The 2,268-nt window shown below is 26.1% G+C and carries 2 protein-coding genes; one reads left to right on the top strand and one right to left on the bottom strand.

Annotated elements, in window-relative coordinates:
- Positions 1-135 precede the first annotated feature (135 nt).
- Positions 136-957: a DeoR/GlpR family DNA-binding transcription regulator gene (locus B6D18_RS12240; protein ID WP_086364695.1), complete on the bottom strand. Its 822-nt coding sequence runs from the start codon at positions 955-957 to the stop codon at positions 136-138.
- A 308-nt stretch (positions 958-1,265) separates the two neighbouring features.
- Between B6D18_RS12240 and B6D18_RS12235 the strand changes: the two genes are divergently transcribed.
- The gene (locus B6D18_RS12235) at positions 1,266-1,691 is read left to right on the top strand and encodes a hypothetical protein (RefSeq protein WP_086364694.1); all 426 of its coding nucleotides are present in this window, start codon (positions 1,266-1,268) and stop codon (positions 1,689-1,691) included.
- Positions 1,692-2,268: the final 577 nt, after the last annotated feature.

Here is a 2,268-nt window from a genome sequence, read left to right as displayed (position 1 = left end):
GTATTAATGAGATTTTTAATAAATATATTATTGAAATAAATTAATTATTAACAAATTACTTAAATACTAATAACATCCAGCTAGTTAAATAGAGTGGCTAATATCGTATTTATTAGCACAAATTCTAAATTAAGTTTATTTGTTCATTGAGTTTTGATAGATAACACTATCTTTATTGACACTAGATTGTTTAAATGAACAATTAGTTATCTGCTGATGATATTCTGCCATAGTTGAATTAGAAAGAATGATGACATCAATTCGCTGTAGTGAAGCAAATCCAAAAGTATCATTTTCTGTAATTCGGCTAGGCAACAGAGCGATGCGACAACAAGCATTGTCTAATAATATTTGATAACCATCCACTAGTTGCGTATTTGATATAGCAATCTCATCATCTACATTGATGGCCTCTATTTCAAATATAACAGTAGATAGTTCATATTTAGCTAGTAGCGTTTGCACATCATTTTTATCAAAATTAGTATATTTCTGATTAAAAATCCCACCAATTAATACTATTTCACCCTGAATATAATCTTTTGCTAACATAGCGAAGCTTAAATCATTAACGATCAAAGTGATATTTTTCTTATTATATAAATATGGTATGAGTTTTCTGGTTATTCTGCCATTTAACAAACATATTGTATCGCCATCATTGATATATGATAAACATCGTATAATCAAACTAATATCTGAATAAGAATTATTGGCTTCATTGCTTGATTCTTGATGAGATTTATCAAAACTATCTTTGGGTTGTAAATATATAGCACCACCAAAAGATCGTTTAAGATAACCTTGTTGTTCTAGATAATTTAAATCTTGTCGTATAGTGACACCTGATACATTTAGTAATTCAGATAATTCATCAACTTTAACTTCACCTTGTTTTCTAACTATTTCGGCAATATCTAATCGTCTTTTTAACAGTGAAGTATTTCCTTTAGCCAATTTTATTTACCTCTTAAAAAGTTCTTTGTTAATAATCTCTGCAAAAAGCAGAAGACAACATTTGTGCAAATAAAACTCAAATTTGTGATATGTTGCACATTACTAAATCAGTAATAACCCTTATTAATATCAATATATTGAATTCGTTAATTATAATGATGCGTGGATAAAAATAATATAAAACAGATTATTTCACTTATATTATTACTAAATTAAAAGATTAAATATATAGTTAGCTTTATTATCTGCTTTATTTTGTATAAATGGTGAGCTAAGATTAATTAGGAGCTAACAAGAGTCAATGCGCTATGATTAAAAAATTAACCAATATACAAATCCATAACAATACAATCATCATTGATGGCCATAAAAGTAAAGTTCAGGTAGATGGAACTTGCTTAGAGGCAGCTCTATTAGTGAATGACAATTATATTTTGTTATTTGTTACTTTTGATTGTCCATATGAAGAAATTTTAGCTATTTATTTATTAGATTCACAACAAAATCGAATAATTGATAAAGCGACAATATATCAAATGTATTGTACAGATTTTTTCAGTGATTTAGTGATTCTTTCAGAAAATAAGCTTTCTTTTGATTTTCTGATCAAAGGTGGTTGGACATTAGAGTTATTTGATAAACCGAAAAGATCGCTATGGTATTTATTTCCTACATTATTTGTTAAGCGTCCGTTTTCATTAACGAGATACTTTAGTATAAAAAACAATGTTTAATATGATTCAGAACCTTATATGATTGATATCGTTATTTAACTAATATTAACATTTAAATATATCTTGATATTATTCAACACATAATACAGAATCATAAATAGGTGATAATCAATAAGTAAGCAGATGAACTTTATCTAAAACTCAAAAAAATTATCTATATAATGATGTAGTAACAAAGTGATTTAAGTAATAATTTTAAAATTAAAGTTTTAATGATTAATTTATAGATTTATTTTCATATTTACTGCGGTTATTGCTCATTATTCATATGAACTATTTACCTCTCAATCTTGTTCTGAAAACGTATTATAAACTTCTGTTACAACTACTTTCGTCTCATTAAATAAAACTAAGATTTGATAAGGGCTTTTGAAAAAATTGCTAACAATTGCATATAATATTCACAGGCTTGTTTGTTATTTAACAAAATTTCATAAGCGCCATTAATATAATCTTGGTCTTTTTTAGGTATTCCTTTTATTGATTGATTAAAAATTCAGCAAACTCATTATTTTCCAGCTAATAAAAATTTTTCTAGAAAAATGTAAAGTTTTGTTAATATCTCTAACTCTGTCTC

The sequence above is a fragment of the Gilliamella sp. A7 genome (assembly GCF_002142015.1).
Lineage (GTDB): Bacteria > Pseudomonadota > Gammaproteobacteria > Enterobacterales > Orbaceae > Gilliamella > Gilliamella apis_A.
The sequence above is the reverse complement of the archived record's forward strand: the minus strand, read 5'-3'. Positions and strand labels throughout refer to the sequence as shown.